Source organism: Rhizobium sp. PvP014 (assembly GCF_017876855.1).
GTDB lineage: Bacteria > Pseudomonadota > Alphaproteobacteria > Rhizobiales > Rhizobiaceae > Neorhizobium > Neorhizobium soli.
Genome location: NZ_JAGIOT010000001.1, coordinates 811,570 through 830,578, shown reverse-complemented (window position 1 = coordinate 830,578; position 19,009 = coordinate 811,570). Strand labels below are relative to the sequence as shown.

Annotated in this window: 15 protein-coding genes; 5 read left to right on the top strand and 10 right to left on the bottom strand. The window is 59.0% G+C overall.

The annotated features are described in order from the left end of the window. Positions 1–4: 4 nt before the first annotated feature. On the bottom strand, positions 5–907 hold the full coding sequence (locus tag J3A65_RS03750; RefSeq protein ID WP_062460509.1) for a sugar phosphate isomerase/epimerase: 903 nt from the start codon (positions 905–907) through the stop codon (positions 5–7). A 14-nt stretch (positions 908–921) separates the two neighbouring features. After that, positions 922–1,956, bottom strand: coding sequence for a Gfo/Idh/MocA family oxidoreductase (locus tag J3A65_RS03745; RefSeq protein ID WP_062459951.1), 1,035 nt, complete (start codon positions 1,954–1,956; stop codon positions 922–924). A 133-nt stretch (positions 1,957–2,089) separates the two neighbouring features. Here J3A65_RS03745 and J3A65_RS03740 point away from each other — a divergent pair, with 133 nt between their 5' ends. Further along, positions 2,090–3,106, top strand: a complete 1,017-nt coding sequence (locus J3A65_RS03740) for a LacI family DNA-binding transcriptional regulator (RefSeq protein WP_209899529.1) — start codon at positions 2,090–2,092, stop codon at positions 3,104–3,106. A gap of 85 nt (positions 3,107–3,191) precedes the next feature. Here the strand turns inward: J3A65_RS03740 and J3A65_RS03735 are convergent, their stop codons facing one another. Together J3A65_RS03735 and J3A65_RS03730 are read right to left on the bottom strand one after the other, a co-directional pair. Continuing rightward, positions 3,192–5,042, bottom strand: a complete 1,851-nt coding sequence (locus J3A65_RS03735) for a heavy metal translocating P-type ATPase (protein ID WP_245341431.1) — start codon at positions 5,040–5,042, stop codon at positions 3,192–3,194. A gap of 301 nt (positions 5,043–5,343) precedes the next feature. After that, positions 5,344–6,174: a universal stress protein gene (locus tag J3A65_RS03730; protein ID WP_092662899.1), complete on the bottom strand. Its 831-nt coding sequence runs from the start codon at positions 6,172–6,174 to the stop codon at positions 5,344–5,346. A 271-nt stretch (positions 6,175–6,445) separates the two neighbouring features. Here J3A65_RS03730 and J3A65_RS03725 point away from each other — a divergent pair, with 271 nt between their 5' ends. Further along, positions 6,446–7,126, top strand: coding sequence for a CBS domain-containing protein (locus tag J3A65_RS03725; RefSeq protein ID WP_209899526.1), 681 nt, complete (start codon positions 6,446–6,448; stop codon positions 7,124–7,126). A 131-nt stretch (positions 7,127–7,257) separates the two neighbouring features. On the opposite strand, the gene J3A65_RS03720 is transcribed toward J3A65_RS03725, so the two are convergent. From J3A65_RS03720 to J3A65_RS03700, 5 genes are all read right to left on the bottom strand, one after another. Beyond that, positions 7,258–7,992: a CBS domain-containing protein gene (locus J3A65_RS03720; protein ID WP_209899522.1), complete on the bottom strand. Its 735-nt coding sequence runs from the start codon at positions 7,990–7,992 to the stop codon at positions 7,258–7,260. A 69-nt stretch (positions 7,993–8,061) separates the two neighbouring features. Continuing rightward, complete coding sequence (locus tag J3A65_RS03715) at positions 8,062–8,421, bottom strand: TraR/DksA C4-type zinc finger protein (RefSeq protein ID WP_092662907.1); 360 nt, start codon at positions 8,419–8,421, stop codon at positions 8,062–8,064. A 143-nt stretch (positions 8,422–8,564) separates the two neighbouring features. Continuing rightward, a complete protein-coding gene (locus J3A65_RS03710) occupies positions 8,565–10,970 on the bottom strand; it encodes a phosphoketolase family protein (RefSeq protein ID WP_209899519.1) in 2,406 nt (801 codons plus the stop codon). Positions 10,971–11,043: 73 nt separating this feature from the next. Next, a complete protein-coding gene (locus J3A65_RS03705) occupies positions 11,044–12,240 on the bottom strand; it encodes an acetate/propionate family kinase (protein WP_209899516.1) in 1,197 nt (398 codons plus the stop codon). A gap of 936 nt (positions 12,241–13,176) precedes the next feature. Then, positions 13,177–13,917: a response regulator gene (locus J3A65_RS03700; protein WP_209899513.1), complete on the bottom strand. Its 741-nt coding sequence runs from the start codon at positions 13,915–13,917 to the stop codon at positions 13,177–13,179. A 39-nt stretch (positions 13,918–13,956) separates the two neighbouring features. Between J3A65_RS03700 and J3A65_RS03695 the strand changes: the two genes are divergently transcribed. The 3 genes from J3A65_RS03695 (at position 13,957) to J3A65_RS03685 (ending at position 17,660) form a co-directional block, all read left to right on the top strand. Continuing rightward, positions 13,957–14,781 carry a helix-turn-helix domain-containing protein gene (locus J3A65_RS03695; RefSeq protein ID WP_244473959.1) on the top strand — a complete coding sequence of 275 codons (825 nt, stop codon included), beginning with the start codon at positions 13,957–13,959 and terminating at the stop codon, positions 14,779–14,781. A 21-nt stretch (positions 14,782–14,802) separates the two neighbouring features. Then, positions 14,803–16,719 carry a PAS domain-containing sensor histidine kinase gene (locus J3A65_RS03690; RefSeq protein WP_209899510.1) on the top strand — a complete coding sequence of 639 codons (1,917 nt, stop codon included), beginning with the start codon at positions 14,803–14,805 and terminating at the stop codon, positions 16,717–16,719. A gap of 440 nt (positions 16,720–17,159) precedes the next feature. Next, positions 17,160–17,660 carry a cytochrome b/b6 domain-containing protein gene (locus J3A65_RS03685; RefSeq protein ID WP_062578392.1) on the top strand — a complete coding sequence of 167 codons (501 nt, stop codon included), beginning with the start codon at positions 17,160–17,162 and terminating at the stop codon, positions 17,658–17,660. A 65-nt stretch (positions 17,661–17,725) separates the two neighbouring features. Here the strand turns inward: J3A65_RS03685 and J3A65_RS03680 are convergent, their stop codons facing one another. After that, a complete protein-coding gene (locus J3A65_RS03680; RefSeq protein ID WP_209899507.1) occupies positions 17,726–18,928 on the bottom strand; it encodes a Xaa-Pro peptidase family protein in 1,203 nt (400 codons plus the stop codon). Between the last annotated feature and the right edge of the window lie 81 nt (positions 18,929–19,009).

Genomic DNA, 19,009 nt, shown 5'->3' with positions numbered 1-19,009 from the left:
CGATCTAAACCGGGTCGACGACGAAATCGCCGCCGCGCGCCTGTTTCAGGTGATTGAGACCGTGAACCTGTCCGGTCATCTCCAGTCCATCCCGATAGACCGGGTCGTGCCAGCCTTCGATGTCGATGGAGCCGGACCAGCCCGCCAGTCGCAGCTCGGAGATGATGTCCGTCCAGTTGCTGTCGCCGAAACCGGGTGTGCGCATCAAGACGAACGGATGTTTGCCGAAAATGCCATGTTCGCGAATGACGTCCCACCGAATGGTCGCATCCTTGCCGTGGACGTGAAAGATCTTCGAAGCCCATTTGCGGATCTGCGGCAGTGGGTCGATGAGATAGACCATCTGATGGCAGGGTTCCCATTCAAGCCCGATATTGTCATCGGGGGTCTCGTTGAACATCAGCTCCCAGGCATCCGGATTGTGAGCGATATTCCAGTCGCCCGTCGCCCAGTTGCCGTCCATGGCGCAGTTCTCAAAAGCGATTTTCACACCCTTGTCCGCCGCCCGCTTGGCGAGCTCACTCCAAATCTGCTTGTAACGTGGAAGGCTGTCGGGCAGGGGCTTGTTGCGGATGCGGCCGGTAAAGCCGGCAACGCACGTCGCTCCAAAATGGTGGGCGTTGTCGATGCAATCCTTCCAACCCTGCAACGTCTGAAGGTCCATGTCGGTCTCTTCGAGCGGGTTACCGAACATGCCAAGTGTCGACATCGTAATGTCGCGATCTCCAATCGCCTCGCGGCAGCGCTTGCCGAGCTCGGCAATGTCCTGACCATTGGTCGTCTGCCAGAAAAAGGGCTCGAAACTTTCAAACCCCATGTCGGCGATCTGCGAAATGCGTCCTGCAGCCTGCCCCTTCGAGGCGCTGACCATGGTGCCGATGCGAATGGATTTTTCCTGCTGGTTGATCAATGTCACGGTCCCTATGCTGAAATGTCGACGGATTGGCCCGACTTGGCGCTTTCGATGGCGCCAAGCACCATGGCCAGGCTTTTGATATTGTCGTGGTTGACTGTTTCGGGTTCGCGCCCGGTGCTGATGGCATCGAGGAAATCGGCGATCACGCTGGCGTGGCCGTGGGTTTCCTCGTCTCTGGCAGGGGCAGGCACGTCAATTGACGTAAAGCCCGGGAGGAGGCCGGGATCGTTCCCGGCAACTGCAGCCCTAAACGTGTCTTCGCCATCCCAGGTCAGCATGCCTTTCGAGCCGACAATGCGCCACGCGCTTTCCCAGCTGGTGCGCTCGCCTTCGGCACACCAGGAACCTCGATAGGTAAAGACCACATCGTCCGAGAAGCGGAAAATCGCATTGGCCGCAGCGCCATGGGCGTACCATGAGCCGGCCGGATTGGTTTCAACGCAATAGACCGAGAGGGGCGCCTTGCCGGACACGAAACGCGCTGCATCAAACGTATGGATCGCCATGTCGAGGAGCAGGACATTCTCCATCTCTTCTCGAAAGCCACCGAAATGTGGGCCGAGGAAGAAATCGGAATGAATGCCCGTGACCTCACCGATCGCGCCGCTTTCGACCAGACGACGCATGCGGCGGACGCCTGCAATGAAACGTCGGTTCTGAACGACGGCATGAATACGACCCGCTGCGCTGGCGGCACGGCGCAGATCCTGCGCTTCCTCCATGGAGGTTGCCATCGGCTTTTCGCTTAAGACGTGGCAGCCATGGGCGAGGCCGGCGCTGACCACCGAATGGCGAGCGTTGGGGATGACGACATCCAACAGGATGTCTGGCCTGGTCTCCGCGAGAACAACTTCCAGATCCGTCCCGATAACCGCTTGTTGAAGATTGAATTCGGTTGCAAGCGCCTCAGCTGTCGCTCGGTCGAGATCAACGAGGCCAACGATTTCTATGGCATCTTTGATGTGGGGCGTGTCCCGCACCGCCCGGAGCCAGCCTTTGGCCATAGCTCCGCATCCACACAAAACAGCATTGTATGTCACTGGTATCCTCCTCCTTACGGAAATCGAAACTCCTCTTCCGATTTTCCGTAAACGTTTACGGTAGTATGGACAGGAGCCAGAATTTGTCAATATTGTTTTGGGCGACGCATTCGGGTCCGCGGAAAGGCAGTTCATGAAGGGCATTCGCCAGCTGGCAAATTATCTAGATATATCAATAGGAACTGTGTCCCGCGCCTTGAACGGAAAGGCGGACGTGAATGAAGAGACGCGGCGCCGGGTTCTCGAAGCGGCCACTAGACTGGGCTATGTCGCCAACCAGTCGGGGCGTTCTCTGCGCAAGGGGTCGACAGGCGTCATCGGCTTCATGATGCAGACGGGACCCGAAATTACCGGCCAGGGCGACACGTTCTTTATGAGTGTCTTTGACGGCGTGCAAACCGTCCTTGCCCGTCACAAGCTCGATCTCGTCGCACTGCTGTGTTCATCCGACCAAGACCCGGACGCCTATCTTCAGCGCGTCGTCGCGCGTGGCTTCGCGGATGCTGTCATTCTCTCTGCCACCCGTCTCCACGATGCGCGTTTCGAACTGCTCGCTCGCCACAATATTCCCTTCATCACCTTGGGGCGAAGCCAGACCGATGTCGGCCAGCCTTGGATCGATCTGGATTTCGAGGGCATGGCAGAGGTCGCCATCGAGCGGCTTGTGAAAAGCGGTCACCGGCACATCGGCCTGATCTGGCCGAATGGTGATCTGAACCTCGGCCATCTGTTCGTTCACCGATCCCAGGAGGTTCTTGCCCGGCACAATCTGTCGCTTTCGCCGGAGCACATTTTTCGTGCCACGCCGAGCGAAACGGGTGGCTATGGCGTGGCTCGTCAGATCATGGACTGCGAAACCCGTCCGACGGCTGTTGTCCTTGTCAACGAGACGTTGGTGACCGGGCTCTACCGTGGGCTGGAAGAGGTCGGGCTGATGCCCGGCAAGGACATCGCCATCATCGGGCGGCAGAGCCCGCAGGCCCAGTTTCTCAAACCAAGCCTAACCTGCTTCAGTCTTTCTCTTCGCGATCTCGGCATAAGCCTTGCCGAGGGTCTGTTGTCTGTCATGCCGGAATACAAGCTGCACTACCCTAATGCCGTCAAACGTTTGGTATGGCCCATGGATCTGATTGAAGGTGAGAGCAGCTGAGAACTGCCGCCTCTGTAGATCGGGTCGTCGATCCAAGCCAAACCCAGCAGTGGCGGTAGAATAGACAGGCGCGACGCCAATCGCGTTATGACATACGCGAGGCGGAAGGTCGGATTCTCAGGGCACGCAGGGCGTTGAGAATGACGGCGATATCGATGATTTCCTGAAACAGTGCACCTTGCACCGGCGTCAAATACCCCGCTGCGGCGAGGATCATCGCGCCAACCGACAGACCGATGCCCGCAAAAATACTCTGTAGCGCGATCCGTCGACAGGCGTGCGCAATCGCGATGCCCTCCACAATCCTGTCGAGCCTCTCCACCAACAGAACCGCATCGGCCGACTCGATGGCGGCAGCTGAGCCATGCGCACCCATGGCAAGTCCGATATTCGCTGCAGCAAGGGCAGGCGCGTCATTCACGCCATCGCCGATCATCATCACCGGCGCGCGTGTCTTTTCATCCTTGACGATGTCGATCTTTTGGCCTGGCGAGAGGTCGGCTCTGACCTCATCGAAAGGCAGGCCGGCGGTGATTTGGCGTGCGACAATCGCGCGGTCGCCCGTGGCCAGAATGATCCGCGTTACCCCAATTGCCTTGAAACCGTTCAACGCCGAAGCAGCTCCCGCCCTCAGTTGATCCGAAAACAACAAGATGCCGGCAAATTTCCCGTCGATCGCGACCGCTGCGGCGATGGTTCCCGGTGTGTGTGCGTCGTTGATTTCAACGCCGTAGGCCGAGGCGATGAAGTTGATGCCACCGATGGCAACCTTTCTGTCGCCAACCGTCCCAGCAATTCCTTCGCCGGGTTCCTCGCTCACCTGTTCCGGCGAAACAAGGCTCAAGTTCCGGGCATGCGCTGCATCAACCAGCCCCTTGGCTGCCACGTGGCTCGATGCTTGATCGAGCGAAGCGACGAGCCGCAGAAACTCGTCCTCTGCCCAAGATGTAGAAATTTCTCGCAGGGTCGGTCTGCCATCGGTCAGCGTCCCTGTCTTGTCGAGCACCAGCGTCCGGATCATGCTTAGCTCTTCAAGGATTTTTGCCCCCTTGATCAGAAGACCGGAGCTTGCCGCCCTTGAGACACCAGCAGCCCAAGCGATCGGTACGGCGAGGATGAGTGGGCAGGGTGTTGCGACCACGAGGACAGCGACGGACCTGACAGGATCCCCGGAAATCCACCAAGCTAGCAAAGCGATTGCGATTGTGACGGTCAGGAAGACCAACGCGTACCGGTCTGCCATGCGGGCCATCGGCGCCTTGCTCTGCTGGGCCGCCTCAACAAGCTTCAAGATGCCCGCATAGGTACTGTCGGAGGCTGCTTTTGTGGCGGTCATATTAAAGAGGTCACCGACATTGGCGGCCCCGCTCATGACGATATCGCCCGGGCGTTTCTTGGCAGGCAGCGGTTCGCCTGTCAGTGCGGACTCGTCAAGAACAGCCTCCCCGTCGTTCACGGTGCCGTCGACCGGCACCAGATCGCCACGCCGAACAACAAGACAGTCGCCAACTGCTATGGAATCGACCGACACTTCCTCCATCTGGCTTTCACGGCGCCTCGTTGCCACATGAGGTGCACGCGAAAGAAGCGCGGTCATCTCCCGTCGGGCTCTGCCCTCGGCGACATTCTCGAGATATTGACCGCCGGAATACATCAAGGCCACGATCGTCGCCGCAAGGTATTCGCCAAAAAGAAGGGCTCCGCCCATTGAGAGAAGCGCGATGACATCCAGACCGATTTCACCGGCGCCAATGCGCGCGATGATCTGGGCAACGAGGGCGACCATGACGAGGCCGGTCGCAAGCGCCAGCGATGTGACATAGAGATCCTGAAATCCGCCGTGCCAGGCGATCAATCCTATTGTCAGCCCGAAGATCGGGGCCGCGACGAGAAGGGGCCGTAACGGCCGGAGCCAGTGTTCCAGGGGCATAGTCATCCTCGTCTTCAAGCGCTTGTTGATGAGGCAGGGGACCGTCACCGGGATCCGCTACCAGGGACCGACCGCATGATCAGGATTGCAATCTTAGAGTGCGGTATTCCCACCCCGGTTGCCGCCGAGACGATTTGTATAGGATCGACCGGGTCAGCGACGCGGGAACGTGCTGGACGGACCAAGCCCTGAACCACGAGAACCATCGGGCGCGCGACGGCCATGAGGCCGTCAACGCGCCGGACGGAACGAGAGGCCCGACCGCAGCCGATGCCCCTAAGGTTCGAAGACTGTGCGTGACAGCCGCTCATCGGGCCATGAATATCGGAAAATCCGAAGATTCCAGCAAGGTAGCCGTCACACCGCCGAAGATACGTTCATGCAGCCGCGAATGGCCGTAGGCTCCCATGACGATCATGTCGCAGCCGGTTTCCAATGCATGCTGCGTGAGAATGTCCTCGGTTGCTCGGCCGCCGCTCGCCAGTTGTTCGACGACAACCTTGATGCCATGTCGCGAGAGAAATGCGGCAACGTCTGCGCCAGGCTCGCCCCCGTTTTTGAAGTAGGCACCATCCGGATCGACGAGAACGACATGCACGGCATCGGCTCGTTTCAGAATATCCAGTGCATCCTTGGCGGCTGTTGCGGATTCCGCTCTGGAATTCCAGGCGAGAAGAACATTTTTGGGCGGAAAAGTGATGTTGCCCTTGGAAGGGATCAGCAGGATCGGCGTGCGGGCGTCAAAGGCTGCAGCTGAGACCACCAGACGTCGCAACCCTCTTTCGCGCCGGACGCTGTTGCCGAGAATGACGAGGTCGGCATACATGGCGCGCACGCCGATATTGCTCTGAAGAATGAAGTTGTCGTCGTAAAAGTGATCGATATCAAAGGAAATGGCGCTCTGGCTGCACAGCGCCTCGGCGGCCGTCTTGACGTTGACCAGCGCCTTTATCTCTTCCTGCCGTTGCTCAAGCCAGGCGGTCCCCACGGGATAGTCGGACGTGATCGGCTGCAACGCCGTGCCGATGACCATGATCGAAAGATGCGCGTCTGACTCAATTGTCAGCTCGATGGCCTTGGCAATATCGGCGTTGGCGCCGTGTTCACCGACGACAGCAAGAATAGTTTTGAACGACATGGTTGGCTCCATCCATTTCAGAGGTTTTGGATGAAGCAAGCCTAGAAGCCTCGGAAGAGATGGCGATGATCTTTGTCAATCGATGGGTACGAAAGCGCTTTCGGGAGACCGAACAGGTCCATTATCTTCAGACCGGCCTCTTCGCACACGCGTTGCCCGGACTGGGGCGCTCGAAGCGGTGATCGTTGATGAAGATCAAGGACGGCCCGAGCCGCGGGTTTAACCTCCCGACAACGAGGGAGAAAAGACCATGCAGACCGTGCGATCAATCATGACGGCAGATCCGATTTCTGTTCACCCAGACGCCAAGATCTGGGAGGCGGCCAACACCATGTTGGATTGCGGCTTCAGCGGTCTGCCGGTAATCGATAATGACGAGCAGGTGCTGGGCGTGATCAGTGAAAGCGATTTCCTGCGACGCGGGGAGCTTCGGTCGCAGGCTTCGCCCGGGATATGGCGTAGGCTGTTTTTGTCATGCGGTGCGTTGGCGGAGGATTACGCGAAAGCTTTCGGGAAAGAGGTGAGCGAAGTCATGTCCTCGCCGGCGATCACGGTCGAGCCATGGATAACCGTCGAAGATGCCGCGAACCTGATGGGCGATCGCGGCATCAAACGCCTGCCGGTTGTCGAAAATGAAAAGCTTGTCGGCATCGTCACGCGAGCCGACATCATGCGCACCCTGATCCGACAGATGTCAGCGTCCGCCGTCGATCGGATCGATGCGGATATCAAAGCCGGACTTGAGGCTGAATATGACCGGCAACGCTGGGGTGACACCATCACGGTGGCCGTCGACGCGACTGTGGTCACACTGGAAGGCAGGGTACTGGATGCACGCGAAAAGACGGCTGCGCGGGTCGCGGCTGAGAACACTCTGGGTGTCACCAAGGTGATCGATCAGATTCTGGTTGTCGGACTACCGGAAATGCCAGTCTCACCTCCAGGATTTTAAGCCGAACAGTGCCTGCGCAGGACGGACCGTACGAAATCGCTCGCGCATGATCGTCTTCGTTTTGAGGGGCGGTCGCGGCCTGCGCCGCCTATGTGGACAACCGAAAGGCGTCAGAAAGGGCGAACGTCGCGTCAGTGGTCCAGTGTCTCAACGCAGTTGGTTTCGAAAATCAGGCCGGCTACACCAGCAACGCTTTCTGCCACGACTTGCATGGCACGCCTTTGCGCAGGCGAGGGGACAGGGCCGAAGATTTCGACGATCGAATTCCTGACCTCAACTGTAAGTCTCTCTGGCTCGAGGCCGAGCTCCGAGCGCAGCCGCGTCAAAACTGCAAGCCGCAACGCGAGATCTCCTTTTGCCACCGCATCGCGGTTTGCAGTCACGGCCCGTATGATATCGCTCCGACTGATGATCCCCACGAGCCTTTCCGACTGAAGAACGGGCAACCGTTTGATACCATGCGTCCTGACAAGCGCTGCAACATCCGCAAGCGATTGTTGTGGCGAGACGGAGATAACGTCCTTTGTCATGGAATCTGCCACGGTGGTGCCGTGCGCTCGCACGTAATTTTCGAAGAAACTATCGTCAGGGTCTTTCGGTGGAGACTGCGGGCCGAGATTGAAGACGCTCCGACTCAAGAGATCGCCTTCCGTCAGCATCCCGACGACTTGACCATCGTCGCTGATCACCGGCAGACCGCTGACCTTGTGATCGAGCATCAGCTGGATCGCATGTTTGATACTCGTGTTCGCCGACACGCAGATCGGCCTCTGTGTCATGAAGTTCCTTACCAACATCAAACAATCCTCTCGCAGCTTTTGTTCACTTTGACAGATGCGATGCTGGAGACCTTTGATCTTGCGCAACGCAAGGCGCCCGAGACGCAGCCACCGCCGGAATTCACGCCGTCGCCCGTAACGCCGCCATAGGGCTGTCTAGAGATGCTGAAGCGCGTGTGCGCAGGATTGGCAGAACGGCGTGTGCGGGACGACGTCGAGACGTTGGTCGCTGATGGCATTGCCGCATTTGGCGCAGATACCGAAAGTGCCTTCCTTTACCCGGTGAAGGGCGGCCTCGATCGCCAGCAGCTCCGTTTGCCCCGCCTCGCCGAGCTCATCCAGAACCTCGTCGTTGTTGCGTTCGACCGCACGATCGTCGTCGTCGCGATTACGAGGTTGTTCAAAGTCATGCTCGATTTTTTCGAGGCGCGTTTGCAGATACTGCTGTCGTTGGAGGAGGATCGCCTTGAACTTCGTCTCGCGCTGCTCCCGCTGCTCAAATGAGAATGTCGTCATCGTGTCCCCGAGTTTTAAGTGTGAGACCGGATATTCTTCCACTCGCAGGAAAGGGCATTGATCGTGGTCAAGCGGACTTGGTGCTTCCGCTCAAAGCAGCCCGAGCGTGATAGGTCGGGCTGCTTCGTTTGATGTCCGGCCTTTTATCCAACCGTCTTGGAGGTTTTCCATTTCCAGTCGCGAATTTCCGGCATGTCCTCGCCATGTTCGCGGACATAGCGTGTGTGTTCCGCCAGCTTGTCCTCAAGCATCGCGATCACGCTGCCTGCCTTGTCCTTCAAACCGGGTACGCGTTCGATCGCCTCGATCGCGAGATGGAAGCGATCGAGTTCGTTCAGCACCGTCATGTCGAATGGAGTTGTCGTCGTGCCTTCTTCGATGAAGCCTCGAACATGGATGTTCTGGTGGTTGGTGCGTTTGTAGGTCAGCCGGTGGATGAGGTAGGGGTAACCGTGATAGGCGAAGATCACCGGCCTGTCGGTGGTGAACAGACGATCGAACATCTCGTCTGAGAGACCATGGGGATGCTGGTCCTGCGATTGCAGGGCGAGCAGGTCGACGACATTGACGACGCGGATGCTGAGTTCCGGGATCGCGTCCCGCAGCAGGCAAACCGCCGCCAGCGTCTCGAGCGTCGGCACGTCACCGGCGCAGGCCATCACCACGTCGGGTTCGACCGCACCGTCCTCGTTGCCAGCCCAGTCCCAGATGCCGATGCCGGCCTCGCAATGCCGGATCGCTTCGTCCATGGTCAGCCATTGCGGTTCAGGTTGCTTGCCGGCAACGATCACGTTGACGCGGTCCCAGGTCTTCAGGCAGTGGTCGCCGATCCACAACAGAGTATTGGCATCCGGCGGCAGGTAGATGCGCACGATATCCGCCTTCTTGTTGGCAACGAGATCGAGGAAGCCCGGGTCCTGGTGGGAAAAGCCGTTATGGTCCTGCCGCCAGACATGCGAGGTGAGCAGGTAGTTGAGCGAGGAGACGGGCTTGCGCCATGGCAGTTCACTCGACACTTTCAGCCACTTGGCGTGCTGGTTGAACATCGAATCGATGATGTGGATGAAGGCCTCGTAGCAGGAGAAGAGGCCATGCCTGCCGGTCAACAGATAACCTTCCAGCCAGCCCTGGCAAAGATGCTCTGAAAGCACCTCCATCACTCGGCCGTCGCGGGACAGATGCACGTCGTAGGGCTCGATCTTCTCCATCCAGACGCGGTCGGTGACCTCAAAGACATTGCCGAGCCGGTTCGATTCCGTTTCGTCCGGACCAAAGATGCGGAAGTTCGAATTCGCGTCGTTGCGCTTCATTACGTCGCGCAGATACTTCCCGAGGATCTCCGTCGTCTGCACCATGTCGGCGCCCCGCGTCTTTACGGGCACCGCGTAGTCGCGGATGTCGGGGACGATGAGTTCCTTGCGCAAAAGGCCGCCATTGGCGTGCGGGTTGGCACCCATGCGGCGTTCGCCGCCGGGCGAAAGCGCCCGCAATTCCTCTTTCAGCCGGCCGTTGGCGTCGAACAGATCGTCCGGATTGTAGCTCCGCATCCAGTCCTCGAGGACCTTGCGATGCCCGTCGTCCTCGCGGCAGCCGGAGACCGGCACCTGGTGCGCGCGCCAGAAACCTTCGACCTTCTTGCCGTCGACTTCCTTTGGTCCCGTCCAGCCCTTGGGGCTGCGAAACACGATCATCGGCCAGCGTGGGAAGCCTTCCGACACCGTACCGTCGCGGGCTTCGGCCTGTATCGTGCGGATGCGATCGAAAACCGTCTCGAATGCCGCAGCCATCTGCCGGTGCATATCGGCAGGCTCATGGCCCTCCACGAAAAACGGTTCGTAGCCGTGTCCGCGGAAAAGGTGCTCGATGTCTTCGTCGGCCATGCGGCCGAGAAGCGTTGGGTTGGCGATCTTGTAGCCGTTCAGATGCAGGATCGGCAGCACCGCACCGTCGCGGGCGGGGTTCAGGAACTTGTTCGACTGCCAGCTTGCGGAAAGCGGTCCGGTCTCTGCCTCGCCATCGCCGACGACGCAGGCGACGATGAGGTTGGGATTGTCGAAGGCTGCGCCGTAGGCATGCACCAGAGCGTAGCCGAGTTCGCCGCCTTCATGGATCGAGCCCGGGGTTTCCGGGGCCGCATGGCTCGGAATCCCGCCAGGGAAGGAAAACTGCCGGAACAGTTTCCGCATACCTTCGGCATCCTCGGAGATGTCCGGATAGATTTCGCTATAGGTGCCTTCGAGATAGGTGCTCGCCACCATGCCGGGACCGCCATGGCCGGGTCCGCAGACATAGATCATGCTGAGATCGCGGTTGCGGATCATCCGGTTGAGATGCGCATAGATGAAGTTGAGGCCGGGCGTCGTGCCCCAGTGGCCGAGCAACCGTGCCTTGATATGCTCCGGCTTCAAGGGCTCCTTCAACAGTGGGTTGTCGAGAAGATAAATCTGCCCGACGGAGAGATAGTTTGCCGCCCGCCAATAGCGGTCGATGAGCGTCAGCTCCTCAGTGCTGATTTCGGGCGTGACGGGCAGGTTGTTACGTAGCTGCATCTTCTTGCTCCTTTGAAAGGGCGAGTGATCGAAAATTACTGTCGTGACTGGGAGCGACGCCTCCGCGGTGCCGTCAGGTGGCGGGATGTTCCCTCGCGCGAAAAACGGACAGGCACTCCTCTGCGATCATCTGTTCTTCATCCGTAGCGATGACATGAAGGGCAACGCGGCTTGCCGCGGTGCTGATCGTGGGCGCGTTGTTTTGATTGGCCGAACCGTCCAGCTCTACGCCCAGCCACAAAAGCTGGTCTGCAATACGCCTGCGGATCTCCGGTTGGTTCTCGCCAATGCCGGCGGTGAAGACGAGGCCGTCGAGCCCACCGAGCGTGGATGCAAGCCTCCCGACCTCGCCGGCGATCCGGAGCGTGAAGAGATCGATTGCCTCCCGCGCTTCTTCACTGTCGTTCTCCAGGAGCTCGCGCGTATCGCCGCTAAGGCCTGAAACACCCAGCAGGCCGGACTTGTGGTAGAGCATGTCCTCCACGTCTTCGACCGACTTGCCGATCGGCCCCAGAAAATGCAGCAGCACACCGGGATCAAGCCAGCCGGGTCGCGTTGCCATCGGGATTCCGTCCAGCGTCGAAAAGCCCATGCTGGAATCGCGGCTGAGACCGTTTTCGATGGCGCAGAGGCTGGCGCCGCTGCCCAGATGGGCGATGATGACCTTGCCGTCCGCAATACCGGGCGCCTTGGCGGCCAGTGCACCGGCGACGTAGCGATAGGACAGTCCATGGAAGCCGTACCGCTTGATGCCCTCGTCATGATAGGCGCGCGGAATTGCGAGACGCCGCACGAGGTCGGACTGTGTCGCATGGAAAGTCGTATCGAAGGAGCCGGTCTGGAACAGATCAGGGCGCAGGTGCCGGACGGCTTCGATCATCCGCAGCGCCTGGGGCTGATGGAGTGGCGCAAGTGCCGTCAACGACCGAACCTTCGCAACAGTCGCGGTCGTCAGTTCCACGGGACCGTCGAAGACGTCGCCGCCATGGACGATGCGGTGACCGGCGGAGGTGACGGCGTCGAGATCGAAATGGGCACTCAGTTCCCCGAACACCTTGTCCATCAGGCCGGCAAGATCGTCGCCGGAAGCGCCTTCCAGCGACAGTTCGAACTGCGCCGGACCTTCCTTGAGATGCAGCGACACGGGGTCGCTTGCAAAATCGACCACGGCTTTGCCGATCCGCTCAGGCCTTTCACCGTCCACCCTGAAGATGCCGATTTTCACGGATGAAGATCCGGCATTGAAGGTGAGGAGAAGCTTGTCCGTCATAAAGGCGTCCTTGTTTCACGTCCTCTTGCAGCCCGCGGCTCGACACGGCGCTGTAATGGCAATCATTCAGTAGTCCTGCGAACGCATGGCTGGGCTTTGGGGCCGCGTGTTCAAAACGGTCGTTCTCGGTGGCTCGCCTCCGGTAACTCTTTCACCCGGAATGGTGCGGCTCTCATTGATAAAGCGCAATGCAACGGGGCGTTGATCGTCGAGCCATTGCGGGTCAGGCGTTTGTGGCGCAGCGGATGTTGGCAGAGGACCAGTTGAAGACCGTCGCCTGATTTCCGAGCAGGCATGCCTTCCAGGTTCATCGGGCGAATGGATAAGCACATCCTTGCGCTCTCCTTCGATCCTCACGCTACGCGCTGAAGAAGGCGCTTCAGCGTCCATATTGCGTCTTTCTTCACCCGCGCTGACCCTTCGACATCTGCAGTCGTTGCGTTGACCGCCGTCAATGCAGGCTCAGCCGGTCCACCAAAGAGTAACGGTGCAATGGGGGGATGGAGATGGATGCGGACTATACGGTCAGTGCACTTCGAGCCTCGGACGTTGCTCGTGCTTACGCAATCGTTCGGCATCTCTTTCCGAACATTGATCTTGCCGAGTGGCAGGCAGCGACTTCCACAGAAGACCTCCGGAGAAATTGGCTTACTGTAATCGACCCGGCAGGGGTTGTCCGCGGGATTTCCCTGGTATTTGTCAGCCCGCAAAGTGGCTTGAGCAAACAGCTGGAAGTTCCTGTTCTCGCGTCCGTAAGTCTCCTCAATGAGCACAGCGTGGCAGGGCGCTTGTTGGAGTATGCGAAACGCCGCGCTGGAGAGGAAGGATGCAATCGCATCCACGTCTGGCCCGTCGCCAAAACCGACCACTGGCTTCTGGGCGACACCTCGACTTTCAAAGTACCGCGGGCCGGTTTAACGTATGACCTATCGCCCTCTAAGCAACCTTCGCCACGCTGACGCGTGCGGCGAACATGTAGCCGACGCCCCGGATGGAGCGAATTATTTGCGGCTGTTTGGGGTCGATCTCCACCTTGCGCCGGATCCGGACGATTTGAGCGTCGATTGCCCGATCATAGGCATCGAGATGGCGCCCTTTTGTTTCCTCTAGCAAGAAATCTCGCGACAGCACGCGTCCTGGATGGGCCACAAAGGCAGCAAGGAGGTCGTATTCGCCTGTTGTCAGATGGATACCTTCGCCATCCGCTGATGACAGCTCGCGTCGCGTAAGGTTCAGAGCCCAGCGGTCGAAATGGACGATCTTGTCGGTCTCTTGCTGCTCGGAAGGTTGCACGTTTCGCCTGCGCAGAATGGCTTTCAGCCTGGCGTGCAGCTCCCTGAGGTTAAACGGCTTCGCGAGATAGTCGTCGGCGCCCATCTCAAGCCCGATGATCCGGTCCACAACGTCATTTCGACCGGTCAGCATGATGATCGGGGTATCGGACGCCGCTCGCACCTCCCGAACAAGATCAAAACCATCGGCCCCTCCGGGCAAAGAGACGTCCAGCAGGATGAGATCGACCTGTGTGTGCGCAAGTTGCAGGCGCATCTCCTCACCGTCCTTGGCCTCGCTGGTTAAATAACCCTCTTCGTTGAGATATCGCTTCAACATTTGAGTGATCCTCACATCATCATCGACGATGAGGATGTGAGCTGTCGCAGGATTTTGCCGCGCCATTATCCCCTCCTGTTACAATGTGTTACGCAATTCCATAGATTGTCACGGAAACAGCATCCGCCCGTCACGCCACGCGAGTCAACTGCGCGCATCGAGATTGGAGGCACGGTTATGCTCAGTACAACTCAGAATTATGAAAGTGGGACGACTGCTCTTCACGCAGTCCATCACCAAACCAGCCTTCACAGCCTGTTCTGCAAGCAGCCGTTTGAACATTTGACAGCGGGAAAAGCGCTTTTCTTTGAGAGCGACGATGCGGTCGATGTTTTCGAAATTCTCGAAGGTACGTTGAGGATTTTTCGGATCATCGCCGACGGACGGCGGGTGATTACCGGCTTCCTCTATCCAAACGATATCGTCGGCATCTCGCTTGGCGGGCGTTATCTCTACAGTGCCGAGGCGGTGACGTCTGTAACCCTGAGGCGATTGTCACGACGCCGGTTCGATGCAGCGGTGACCGAGAGTGATCACTTGCGCCCACAGCTCTTCGCTCTGGTCTCCGACGAGATGGCGGCAGCGCAGGATCAGATGGTACTCCTGTCGTCCAAGAACGCGGAGGAACGCCTTTGTTCCTTTCTGCTGGCGACACTCCGGCGCCAAGCGGCTTCCTCAGGCAACCGGACCACGCTGGAGCTTCCCATGGGGAGGCAGGACATAGCCGATTACCTTGGACTGACAATCGAAACAGTCTCGCGCACCATGACAAAGCTCATCGGCAAGGGTGCCATCCAAATCGACGGTGTGGCGGCTCGAAACGCGATAACGATCTGCCGTCCGGTTCTGCTTGCGCAGATGGCCGGAGATGAAGATGATCGCTCCCGCGAGCCCCGGTTAACGATCGTCCGCGGGGGACGGTCCCACTGAGCGTGCGATCATGGGAAAGCTATGTCATATAGAGGCAGTCGAGATGAGCTCGAACGACAGCTTTCTGCTGTTACAGGCTTGCTGGATGCGGCAAACATCATTGTTCACGGAACGGATGGTATCATCCGCAGCTGGACTGCAGGATGCGAAAACCTCTACGGATGGTCACGCATCGAGGCCGTTGGCCAAGAGGTTCACGAGCTTCTCGGCACGCAGTTCCCTGAATCTGTTGAAGAACAACGAAACCGGTTCTTGGCTGCGCAGTCTTGGAGCGGCGAAGTCATTCATCACCACAAGGATGGCCGTCCTCTCTTCATTGCGACCCACTGGGTTCTTCTGTCGCCGCTGGGCTCGGCCGAGCAGGTCGTGGTCCAGACAAACAACGATGTCACGGCAATGAAAGTGATGCAGGAAACCGTCGCCGAGCGCGAGGCCCACCAGCTTTCTATCCTGGATACCGTTCCTGACGGGATGGTCGTCATTGATGAAGCGGGCATCATCTCGTCGTTCAGCGCGGCTGCGGAACGGCTGTTCGGATACAAGGCAGCAGAAGTCTGCGGACTGAACGTCAAAGTTTTGATGCCCGACCCCGACCGCGCGGCGCACGATAGCTACATTTCCAATTACCTGACGACCGGCGAACGGCGCATCATCGGATATGGCCGGGTTGTGACCGGACGACGCAAGGACGGCTCGACCTTTCCGATGGAGCTTTCGGTGGGCGAAGCAGCAACCCGCAACAAGCGGATCTTTACGGGGTTCATCCGGGACCTGACGAGCCGACACAAGATCGAGGAAGAACTGCGCCAATCGCAGAAGATGGAGGCAATTGGCCAGCTGACCGGCGGTTTGGCTCATGATTTCAACAATCTTCTGACCGTGGTCAGCGGCAATCTGGAAATGATCGACAACAAGCTTGAGGATCCAAAGCTTCGAGTGCTCCTGCGTGAGGCGCAAAGCGCGGCAGATGACGGTGCCAAACTGACGAGCCAGCTTCTCGCATTCGGACGGCGTCAAAGCCTCAATCCGAGAACGGTGGACATAGGGCAACTCGTCGGCGGCTTTTCGGACCTGTTGCGCAGAACCCTTGGAGAAGCCGTTGAGCTTCGCACGGTTATATCAGGCGCGGCCATCGAGGCTTCGGTCGACGGATCGCAGCTTCAGAATGCCATCCTGAACTTGGCGATAAATGCGCGCGACGCTATGCCAAAAGGCGGAAGGCTGACGATCGATATCTCCAGCGTCAAACTCGATGCTGACTACGCGAAAACCTATCCGTCAGTAAGGACTGGTGACTTTGTCTTGATCTCAGTAACGGACACGGGTTCGGGAATGACGGCCGAGGTTCGCGAAAAGGCTTTTGACCCGTTCTTCACAACGAAGGGCCTTGGTGCCGGCACAGGTCTGGGTTTGAGTATGGTCTACGGTTTTGCCAAGCAATCCGGTGGAAACATCCAGCTCTACAGCGAGCCCGGGCAGGGAACGAGCGTCCGGCTCTTTCTGCCTTCCGCCCGGTCAAAAGCTGACGAAGAGATCACGCATTTCGACACGGCAGAAACCGCTCCGTTGCCCCGAGGCTGGGAAAAGATTCTGGTCGTCGAAGACGATCCGAGGGTGCGTCGAGTGGTGGTCGCACGGCTTGCAGACCTCGGCTACCAAATCATCGAAGCAGCAACTGGAATTGAGGCGCTCGAACTCCTCCAAAAGCACGATGACATCTCGCTCCTCTTTACCGACATCGTCATGCCAGGCGGCATGACAGGCAACGAGCTTGCGGATCAAGTGAGGATGGCAAAGCCGACGATAAAGGTTCTGTTCACGTCCGGATACGCCGAGCCAACCATCGCCGGTAAAGAACTGGCTCAGTCAGGACGATGGTTGCGGAAACCACATACTGCTCGGGAGCTCGCGACCGTCTTGCGCGAACTTTTGGATTGACTCCCCTGAACACGGCGTCCGTTTTTCTTCTGCTTTCGCATACGCTTTGAATGATCGGTCTTTCACCCCGTGTAACTCTATCCGTGACCGCAACGGCTCGCGCGGATGAACCTTTCCACGGCGACCGGTACGGTGTTCGGGCCGTCCGGAACGGGACGTCGTGGCGGCTGGGTCTCTCTAGCTGGTGCAATCACGAAACGCTTCGAGACCGCGTCATGGCAGCGGAAGCAGGCGTTGGGAAATGACCCTGACCGCCTTCAGTTCAATGTCAGCTTCGGCCTCTAGTCGATCATCGTGACAACCGAAGGAATGAAACGGTGCGTGTGAGACTGAAGTCCCCGCACCAAGCGATCTCGATGATCAAACCCAATGCCCCGTCGACGCTCACCATCCGATCGCCCCATGCGACGTCTGAGACAACCACGATGGAAGGATCACCAATGACAACGTCTAGACCTCTATCATTTTCCGTATCTCAACGCGTCCTGCACTGGCTTACCGCTGCGCTCGTCACTTTCAACCTCGTCCTGCCCGATGGCATGAGCGACTGGAACCGGAGTATGGAGCGAGACGGGATGGCCTCTGCCGACCAAGTGGCAAGTGCCAATATTCACGCCTATGTGGGCATTTCTATTCTGGCTCTCGTCGTGCTTCGCCTGATCATCCGCTTCACCCGTGGCGTTCCGGCATCCCCGCCGCAGGAACCCCCGATTTTTCGGATGGCTGCCACAGCCGCGCATGCCGCGCTCTACATTCTGCTCGTCGCAATGCCGCTGACTGGCATGGCTGCATACTATCTTGGCTACGGCAGTGCAGGGGAACTGCATGCCGATGTCCTCAAAGTCGCCTTATGGGTGCTGATCTCCGGCCATGTGCTGGGCGCTCTTGTCCACCAGTTCTATTGGAAAACAAATGTTCTGCGCAGGATGACGACTGGCTAGAAGGCTGCGCCGGCCAACACAGGTGACGCCGGCCCAGGCTCACGCCCTCGGATAGACTCGCCTCGTCAATCAAACGGCCGCTCGAGAGAGGACGACGGCTGCGTGAAGAAGGCGGGCCCCTCTTCGGTCATGTAGATGATGTCTTCCAGGCGGACGCCGCATTCGCCGTAAAGTGCCAGCATCGGCTCGTCGGAAAACACCATGCCGGGAGCAAGCGGTGTCTTGTTGCCGCGAACGATGTAGGGGTCTTCGTGCATGTCCATGCCGAGCCCGTGTCCGGTCCGGTGGGGCAGTCCGGGCACCTGGTAATCGGGGCCGTAACCGGCGTCGGTCAGCACCTTGCGGGCGGCAAAATCAACCTCTTCGCAGGCGATCCCGATCTTTGCCGCGTCAAAGGCGGCGCGATGGGCTTTCTGTTCGAGCGACCAGATCTCGCGCTGCCGTTCCGTCGGCTCTCCGAAGACATAGGTGCGGGTGATATCAGAGCAGTAGCGGTGGATATGCGCGCCGAGATCGATCAGCACCATGTCGCCCGCCTTCAGCGTCTGCGCATAGGGAACGCCGTGCGGATAGGCGGTCGCTTCGCCGAACTGCGCGGCGGCAAAGATGTGACGCATGCCGAGCTTGGCATGGGCGGCGGCGATGAAATCGGTGACTTCCGTTGTCTTCACGCCCTCGTAGAGACCTTCCCAGACGGCCTTGTGAACACGAAGGCTCGCGGTCATCGCGGCCTGGATGATCGCGATCTCGTTCGCCGACTTGATCTGCCGGCACTGGGCAATCAAGTCCTTGGCGCCGGTAACCGTCAGGCGGTCGCCGAGATGCGTGGTGATTGGGCTGGAAAATGCGAACGGCGTCGCCGGATCGAAGGCCAGAATGTTCCCGTCTGCGGCAAGGCTGCAGATCAGGTCAGCGACCAAACGGGCCGGATCCTCATGCTCCTCCCAGACCGCGATCTCGCCGGGGATCGTGATTAGCGTCTGGGTCTTCGGCTCCTCGAAGGCTGGGCTGATATAGATCGGAGCGCCGCGCGAAGGGATGATCGCACCATGCATGCGTTCGCTCGCCCCGAGCGTCATGGCGGTAAAATAGGTGAGGCTCGTCGATGTATCGAGATAGACCGCCTTGACGCCTCCGTCGCGCATCAGCCCCTGCAGCTTGGCTATGCGCGCGTTCAGTTCCTCCTTCGAGATCGGCGGAACCGCGGCAGCAATATTGTCAAAACTGGCAAGCGACTGTTCGAACGATATGTAGGCAGGGGCACTCATGCTGGGACTTTCTTGAAAGCGCTGTTCGGCCGGCGGGGCCTACGCGAGGGGTGAGATCTTTGAGCGTGCGCAGTTGGCGTA

Bases quoted from the DNA above. Each gene is read 5' to 3' on its own strand.
- J3A65_RS03740 (WP_209899529.1), top strand. From the start codon at position 2,090: ATGAAGGGCATTCGCCAGCTGGCAAATTATCTAGATATATCAATAGGA.
- J3A65_RS03735 (WP_245341431.1), bottom strand. From the start codon at position 5,042: ATGACTATGCCCCTGGAACACTGGCTCCGGCCGTTACGGCCCCTTCTC.
- J3A65_RS03730 (WP_092662899.1), bottom strand. From the start codon at position 6,174: ATGTCGTTCAAAACTATTCTTGCTGTCGTCGGTGAACACGGCGCCAAC.
- J3A65_RS03725 (WP_209899526.1), top strand. From the start codon at position 6,446: ATGACGGCAGATCCGATTTCTGTTCACCCAGACGCCAAGATCTGGGAG.
- J3A65_RS03715 (WP_092662907.1), bottom strand. From the start codon at position 8,421: ATGACGACATTCTCATTTGAGCAGCGGGAGCAGCGCGAGACGAAGTTC.
- J3A65_RS03710 (WP_209899519.1), bottom strand. From the start codon at position 10,970: ATGCAGCTACGTAACAACCTGCCCGTCACGCCCGAAATCAGCACTGAG.
- J3A65_RS03705 (WP_209899516.1), bottom strand. From the start codon at position 12,240: ATGACGGACAAGCTTCTCCTCACCTTCAATGCCGGATCTTCATCCGTG.
- J3A65_RS03700 (WP_209899513.1), bottom strand. From the start codon at position 13,917: ATGGCGCGGCAAAATCCTGCGACAGCTCACATCCTCATCGTCGATGAT.
- J3A65_RS03690 (WP_209899510.1), top strand. From the start codon at position 14,803: ATGTCATATAGAGGCAGTCGAGATGAGCTCGAACGACAGCTTTCTGCT.
- J3A65_RS03685 (WP_062578392.1), top strand. From the start codon at position 17,160: ATGACAACGTCTAGACCTCTATCATTTTCCGTATCTCAACGCGTCCTG.
- J3A65_RS03680 (WP_209899507.1), bottom strand. From the start codon at position 18,928: ATGAGTGCCCCTGCCTACATATCGTTCGAACAGTCGCTTGCCAGTTTT.